Below are 836 nucleotides of genomic sequence, written 5' to 3'. Positions count from 1 at the left end.
GCAGCCCCCGGTCGGCGGGCACGGACTGCTCGGCATGCGCGAGCGGGTCGGCGCGCTCGGCGGCACCCTCACCGCCGCCCCCCGCTACGGCGGCGGCTTCCGCGTCCAGGCGATACTGCCGGTGACGTCCCGCACGGGGGAGGACCGCGCATGACCATCCGCGTACTGCTCGCCGACGACCAGGCCCTGCTCCGCAGCGCCTTCAAGGTCCTGGTGGACTCCGAGCCGGACATGGAGGTCGTCGGGGAGGCGCCCGACGGCGACGGGGCGGTCGCGCTGGCCCGCGCCACGCGGCCCGACGTCGTCCTGATGGACATCCGCATGCCGGGCACCGACGGCCTCGCCGCGACCCGGATGATCACCGCCGATCCCGAGCTCGCCGACGTACGGATCGTCATGCTGACCACCTTCGAGGTCGACGAGTACGTCGTGCAGTCGCTGCGCGCCGGCGCCTCGGGCTTCCTCGGCAAGGGGGCCGAGCCGGAGGAGCTCCTCGGCGCGATCAGGATCGCGCACGCCGGCGAGGCGCTGCTCTCCCCGGCCGCCACGAAGGGCCTGATCGCCAGCTTCCTCGCCCAGGGCGGCCCGGGCGCGGACCCCGCGGACGCGGGCGTCGGCGCCCGCTCCGAGCGGCTCGCCGCGCTCACCGCCCGCGAGCGCGAAGTGCTCGTCCTCGTCGCGGGCGGTCTCTCCAACGACGAGATCGCCGAGCGGCTCGACGTCAGCCCGCTGACCGTGAAGACGCACGTCAACCGGGCCATGGCCAAGCTCGGCGCCCGCGACCGGGCCCAGCTGGTGGTCACGGCGTACGAGTCCGGTCTCGTACGCCCCCGGGT

1 protein-coding gene and 1 pseudogene are annotated in these 836 nt (G+C 75.2%); both read left to right on the top strand.

What is annotated here, in order from left to right; all coding sequences use genetic code 11:
- Window positions 1-154 (top strand): annotated as a pseudogene (locus CCN56_RS45070) (two-component sensor histidine kinase); the annotation flags it as partial.
- On the top strand, window positions 151-836 hold a 686-nt coding region (locus CCN56_RS30785), incomplete at its 3' end, for a response regulator transcription factor (protein ID WP_086831211.1). The pseudogene CCN56_RS45070 and the gene CCN56_RS30785, both read left to right, overlap by 4 nt.

The organism is Streptomyces sp. NRRL B-24572 (genome assembly GCF_002156145.1).
Lineage (GTDB): Bacteria > Actinomycetota > Actinomycetes > Streptomycetales > Streptomycetaceae > Streptomyces > Streptomyces vietnamensis.
Note: the sequence above shows the minus strand (reverse complement) of the source record. Positions and strands in the feature narration are given on the sequence as shown.